Consider the following 5,956-nt stretch of genomic DNA (forward strand, 5'->3'; position numbering starts at 1 on the left):
CTCAATCCGGCCGCCAAATCCGGCCCGCCCGGCAACAGCAGCGGCGGTATTTCCGGCGCCATCGCCGGCGACCTGGAGCCCTGCGGCACCTGCGGCCGCTCGGTGGCGCCGCGCGCCCTGTTCTGCCATGCCTGCGGGGCGGCCCAGCCGCCACGGGATCTCGATCCCTTCACCCGGTTGGGGCTGGAACGCCGCTTTGACATCGATCTGGACCAGCTGTCGAAGCAGCATGCCGGCTTCACCCGCGCCATGGATCCGGAACGGTTCGCCGCCCGCGGCCCACGCCAGCAGGCCAACGCCAAGGCCCAGGTCGAGGCCCTGCACGAAGCCTCTGAGGTGCTGCGGGATCCCATCCGCCGCGCCCATGCGCTGCTGGAACTGCTGGGCGGCACGCCGGCCGTCGGGGACGAGGATGGCGATGAGGAGATTGCCGATCTGGTAACACGATTGGCCCGCGCCGTTGACCCGCAGGAACTGGACCGCATCGGGTCGGACCTCAACCAGCGGGTTGAAGCCTGCATCAAGTATCTCGCCCCCGCCTTCCGCAAGGCACAGACGGCATCCGCTCCCGACAGCCCGCCGGCCACCGACGGTGCCGCCCGCATCCTGGCCCGGCTGGAACGGCTGGAGGCGCTGGCCGTCGAGGTACGCGACCGCCGGGCAGCGCGGACGCCGCCATTGGCCTGATCCACATTTCTCTTACAACCGCTCCCCCGCAATCGCTAGGCAACCTTAAAAGGAACGAGGACCCCATGCCCAAGATGACCTTCATCGAAACCGACGGCACCCGCCGCGAGGTGGACGCCCCGCTCGGCCTGTCCGTGCTGGAAATCGCGCACAAGAACAGCCTGGACCTGGGAAGCGCCTGCGAAGGATCGCTGGCCTGCTCCACCTGCCATGTCGTGATCGAGCCGGAGTGGTTCGACGTCCTGCCGGATGCGCAGGAGGACGAGGAGGACATGCTGGACCTCGCCTTCGGCCTGACCAAGACTTCGCGCCTGGGCTGCCAGATCATCATGACCGAAGAGCTGGATGGGCTGGTCGTCCGCCTGCCGGGCGGCAGCAACAACGCGATGAAGTGACGGTCCGGGGGAACCCTGTTCCGGCCGCCGGGCCAGCGTCGCACAGACGTCTCACCCGGCGGTCTCCTTTCCTGCCTTTTCCGGGCGCCTGCCCGCCTTATATAGGGCGCCATGAACTCCCTCGGTCTTTCCAAGCGCCCCCAGGATTCCCGCGTCGTCGTCGCGATGTCCGGAGGGGTGGATTCCTCCGTCACCGCAGCCGTGCTGCGGGAGGAGGGCTATGACGTCGTCGGCATTACGCTGCAGCTTTACGACCACGGCCTTGCCCTGCAGAAGCCGGGCGCCTGCTGCGCCGGCCAGGACATCTACGACGCCCGTCAGGTCGCCGACCGCATTGGCATCCCGCATTACGTCCTGGATTACGAGGGCCGCTTCAGCCAGGACGTGATGAACGATTTCGCCGACAGCTACCTGCGCGGCGAGACGCCGATTCCCTGCGTGCGCTGCAACCAGCGCGTCAAGTTCCGCGACCTGCTGAACACCGCCCGCGACCTGGGCGCCGACGCGCTCGCCACCGGCCATTATGTCCGCCGCATCGCCGGCGCGCACGGAGCCGAGTTGCACCGCGCCGTCGATTCCGCCAAGGACCAGAGCTATTTCCTGTTCGCCACCACGCGCGAACAGCTGGAGTTCCTACGCTTTCCGCTCGGCGGTCTGACCAAGCCGGAGACCCGGGCACTGGCCGAGCGCCATGGGCTTGAGGTGGCAGCCAAGCCCGACAGCCAGGACATCTGCTTCGTCCCCAATGGCAATTATGCCGAGGTGGTGGCGAAGCTGCGCCCCGGCTCCGTCGAACCTGGCGATATCGTCCATGTCGACGGCCGCGTCCTGGGCCGCCACAAGGGCGTCGTCCACTACACGGTCGGCCAGCGCAAGGGGCTGGGCATCGGCGGCATCCGTGGCCAGGAGGAGGAGGCGCTCTATGTCGTGCGCCTGGAGCCCGCCCGCCGCCGCGTCGTCGTCGGTCCGCGCCGCGACCTCGCCCGTTCGCTGGTGATGGTGCGCGATGTGAACTGGCTGGCCCCCGATCTGGCGGATGGCGCCAGCATCGAGGTATCGGTAAAGCTACGCTCCGCCCAGCCCGCCGCCCCTGCCCTCTGGCGCGCCGGCCCGGACGGCACCGCACGGGTCGAACTGCTGGAGGCTCAGCACGGCATCGCGCCCGGCCAGGCCTGTGTCGTCTATCAAGGTGACCGCGTGCTGGGTGGCGGTTGGATTTCAGGCACTGCCGTCGGTGTGGACGATGATGCGGCCAAGCTTGTGAGCGCAGGCGAAACAAACACCTGAATCAGGGGGTTATGAGGTTTCCCGCCAGTTGGCCGAAAAAAATCGCACCCCCCGAAAATTCCGCGTTGACAGGCCAAGTCGCCCTATCCTATATAGCGGCTCCCGGCGGCAACGACGGGACACGATGGTAGCCACGGCGGCGGAAACGCCAACAACGGCGAACACGATGGCAGCGTAGCTCAGTGGTAGAGCAGGGGAATCATAATCCCTTGGTCGGGGGTTCAAATCCCTCCGCTGCTACCATCATAGAAAACCCTCTGATATCCGAAAGGACGTCAGGGGGTTTTTCTTTGATCTTCACCAGCCTAGCGCGGTATCCATCGCATCTCGGCGAATGCGCAAACCCATAAGCCCCCTATCCTGCCATCGATTTCGGCAGCGCGATCTGCGGCTCGATTTCCACCCGGTTGCGGCCGGCATTCTTGGCGCGGTAGAGGGCGGCGTCGGCGCGGGCCAGCAGAGGCTCGATGCCGGTGTCGCTGCCGGTCAGCCAGCTCAGGCCCAGGCTGACGGTCAGGTGCAACTCGCCGCCATCCTCTCGCTTCACCGGCCGGGCAGCGATTGCCTGGCGCAGACGCTGGGCAGCGGCGAAGGCGTTCACGGGCGGGGTTTCCGGCATCACCACGGCGAACTCCTCGCCGCCCAGACGGCCGATCAGGTCGCAGGCACGCAGAGTCTCCTTGCAGGCGCGCACCGTGCTGCGGATCGCCTCGTCGCCGGTGGCGTGGCCGTAGGTGTCGTTGACCCGCTTGAAATGGTCGATGTCCAACATCACCACCGACAGCGAGCGGTCGTATCGTCGCGAGCGGGTGAACTCTTCAGCCCCCCTTTCCAGGAAGCGACGCCGGTTCATGGCGCCGGTCAGGGCGTCGGTGGTCGCCAGCCGCTCCAGATCGCGCTGCATCGCCACGACGCGCGAGGCCGCCAGCAACCGTGCCGCCGTCCATTTCCAGTCCAGGGGCTTGCGCAGGAACTCGTCGGCGCCGGCCTCCACCAGTTCGTGGAACTGGTCGGTCATGCTGCCGGGAATCATCAGAATCAGGTAAAGGTGGCGGAGCTTCTGGGCAGTGCGCAGGTGCCAGCACAGTTCCAGCCCCGTCATGTCCGCCAGACGGATGTCGGCCATCACCACGTCGAACCGGTCATTCGCCACCGCCTCGATGGCGGCCGCACCGTCGTGAACCACGCTGGTGGCGTAGCCGAGTTTGTTCAGCTCATACACCATCATGGTCAGATGACGCGGCGAATCGTCGACGATCAGAATTCGCAACTCGAAAGCTCCCGGCGAACCATGCCCGTTTATGGAGCATGAACCCCGACTTGTGCAAATGTCCTTAACGTCATGTCATGGAACGATAACCAAAAGCAGAGGTCATACTCTGGCATGACAGTTCGGTGGATAAGCTCCAGCCGGCGCGGCGGTCTGATGCTTTTGCACATGTTGCGTTTCGGGTCTGCTGATTGGTACTGTCCGTCCCAATATGTTCGTGGAGCAAACGAACGATGAGAGCGGGAGGCACGACCATGGACAGCGCGCGCGCGGCCCACATCGATGAACTCGTCCGTGTTTCCACTGGCCGTATTTCCACAGGGGTGCCGTCCGCCCGCGATCCGATCATCGAAAGCTCCTGGCGCCGCTGCGTCGCCGATCACAAGCTGGACCCCACCGTCGGGCGCGAGGCGCACATCCTGCCGCAGGAGCGGCTGCGCGAACATCGCGACGCAATGGACGAGTTCCTGCGCATGGCCCGCTTCGGGCTGGAGGCACTGTACCGACAGGTCGCCGGCATGGGCTATGTCCTGTTGCTGACCGACAGCAACGGCGTCACGGTGGACTTCATCGGCGATCCGACCTTCGACAACCATCTGCGCCGGGCCGGGCTGTATCTCGGGTCCGATTGGAACGAAGGGCACGCCGGCACCTGCGCGGTCGGCACCTGCATCGCCACCGCCCAGGCGCTGACCGTCCACCAGACCGACCATTTCGACGCCACCCACATCCCGCTGACCTGCACCGCAGCCCCCGTCTTCGACAGCGGGGGCGAGCTGGCCGCCGTGCTGGACATCTCCGCCCTGCATTCGCCGGAACCGAAGATCAGTCAGTATCTGGCACTGCAGATGGTGCGCGCCTATGTCCATAAGATCGAAACAGCAAACCTCTACAACAATTTCCGCCGCGACTGGGTGGTTAAGCTGTCCGCCTCGCAGGAGTTCGCGGAGGTGGATCCCGACTTCGTCCTGGCGCTGGACGGCGGCGGGCGGGTGGTCGGCTTCAACCACAAGGCTTACGGCCTGCTGGCGGAAGAGGGCATATCGCCGCTCGGCCGGTCCTTCGCCGAGTTGTTCGACTGCGAGGTGGACGATCTGGTGCATTTCGTCCGCTCGTTGCCGACCGAACAGCGCACGCTGCGCCTGCGCCGCACCGGCCTGCCTCTGTTCGCCCAGGCGATGCCGCCGCCCGCCGTGTCGCTCCCCCGCAGCCATGCGCCGGATCACACCGGCGACCCGCTGCCGGAGCCGCTGCGTGTGGTGTCCGGCGGCGACCCGGCGTTGAAGACGGTTCTGGCGCGGGCGGCCAAGCTGGTCAACACCCGCATGAGCCTGCTGATCCATGGCGAGACCGGCACCGGCAAGGAACATCTGGCCAAGGCCCTGCACAGGGCCAGCATCCGCCGCAACAAGCCCTTCGTCGCCGTCAACTGCGCCGCCTTGCCGGAGAACCTGATCGAGAGCGAGCTGTTCGGCTACGAGCCCGGCTCCTTCACCGGGGCGACGGTGCGCGGCAAGAAGGGGCTGATCCTGGAAGCCGATGGCGGCACCCTGTTCCTGGACGAGATCGGCGACATGCCGCTGTCGTCGCAGACCCGCCTGCTGCGCGTGCTGGCCGAACGCGAGGTGACGCCGATCGGCCGGACCAGGGCGGTGTCGGTCGATGTCCGCGTCATCGGCGCCACCCACCGCGATCTGGTGGATCTGGTCAAGGCCGGACGCTTCCGCGATGATCTGTACTTTCGTCTCAACGGCGCGGTGTTCACCGTGCCGCCGCTCCGCCAACGCGGCGATCTCGACTGGCTGATCGAGCGGCTGCTGGCCGAACGGGCGGAGCGCGATGGCGTCGGCTATCGCCTGACCCCGGCGGCGCTGGCGGCCCTGCGCGGCCACAGCTGGCCGGGCAATGTGCGGGAGCTGGTGAATGCGCTGGACTATGCCTGCGCGGTCAGCGACGGCGGGTTGATCGACCTCGCCGACATCCCGGAGCCGGTACAGCACAGCGGCCTGTTCCGGGCCTGGCCGGAGGAGGACCCGCAGGCGGTGCCGGCGGCGGAGGACCCGGCCGCCCGGCTGCGCGACATGCTGCGGCGGCATCATTGGAATATCTCGGCGACGGCGCGGGCGATGGGAGTAGACCGCTCGACCATCCATCGGCAGATGCACCGGTTCGGCATCGTGGCGCCGCACCGGGCCGAGTGAGGGGGGCGCGGGGANTTCCNCNNCCCCCCNNTCGCTCCCCCCTCCCCCCGCCCCCGAATCCGCGGCCGCCGGCGTTCTCCCCCCCAGGGCATCGCCCGGCCGCTTGGCGGTTGCTG

General features: G+C 67.1%; 5 protein-coding genes and 1 tRNA gene. 5 read left to right on the top strand and 1 reads right to left on the bottom strand.

Annotation, left to right across the window (positions count from 1 at the left end):
- From I71_RS18885 to I71_RS18900, 4 genes are all read left to right on the top strand, one after another.
- Positions 1 to 687 (top strand): molecular chaperone DnaJ (locus tag I71_RS18885; RefSeq protein WP_244433916.1); only part of this gene is annotated, 687 nt, incomplete at its 5' end.
- A gap of 65 nt (positions 688 to 752) precedes the next feature.
- Positions 753 to 1,082: a ferredoxin family 2Fe-2S iron-sulfur cluster binding protein gene (locus tag I71_RS18890; protein ID WP_042696469.1), complete on the top strand. Its 330-nt coding sequence runs from the start codon at positions 753 to 755 to the stop codon at positions 1,080 to 1,082.
- A 111-nt stretch (positions 1,083 to 1,193) separates the two neighbouring features.
- Entirely contained in the window at positions 1,194 to 2,369 is a 1,176-nt protein-coding gene (gene mnmA / locus I71_RS18895) for a tRNA 2-thiouridine(34) synthase MnmA (protein WP_042696471.1), read from the top strand.
- Positions 2,370 to 2,537: 168 nt separating this feature from the next.
- Positions 2,538 to 2,612, top strand: a tRNA-Met gene (locus I71_RS18900).
- A gap of 112 nt (positions 2,613 to 2,724) precedes the next feature.
- Here I71_RS18900 and I71_RS18905 read toward each other — a convergent pair.
- Positions 2,725 to 3,639: a diguanylate cyclase gene (locus I71_RS18905; RefSeq protein ID WP_083897252.1), complete on the bottom strand. Its 915-nt coding sequence runs from the start codon at positions 3,637 to 3,639 to the stop codon at positions 2,725 to 2,727.
- 254 nt (positions 3,640 to 3,893) lie between these two features.
- On the opposite strand from I71_RS18905, the gene I71_RS18910 reads away from it, so the two are divergent.
- Positions 3,894 to 5,840 carry a sigma-54-dependent Fis family transcriptional regulator gene (locus I71_RS18910; RefSeq protein WP_042696473.1) on the top strand — a complete coding sequence of 649 codons (1,947 nt, stop codon included), beginning with the start codon at positions 3,894 to 3,896 and terminating at the stop codon, positions 5,838 to 5,840.
- The last annotated feature ends 116 nt before the right edge of the window (positions 5,841 to 5,956 follow it).

The organism is Azospirillum sp. B506 (genome assembly GCF_000333595.1).
GTDB lineage: Bacteria > Pseudomonadota > Alphaproteobacteria > Azospirillales > Azospirillaceae > Azospirillum.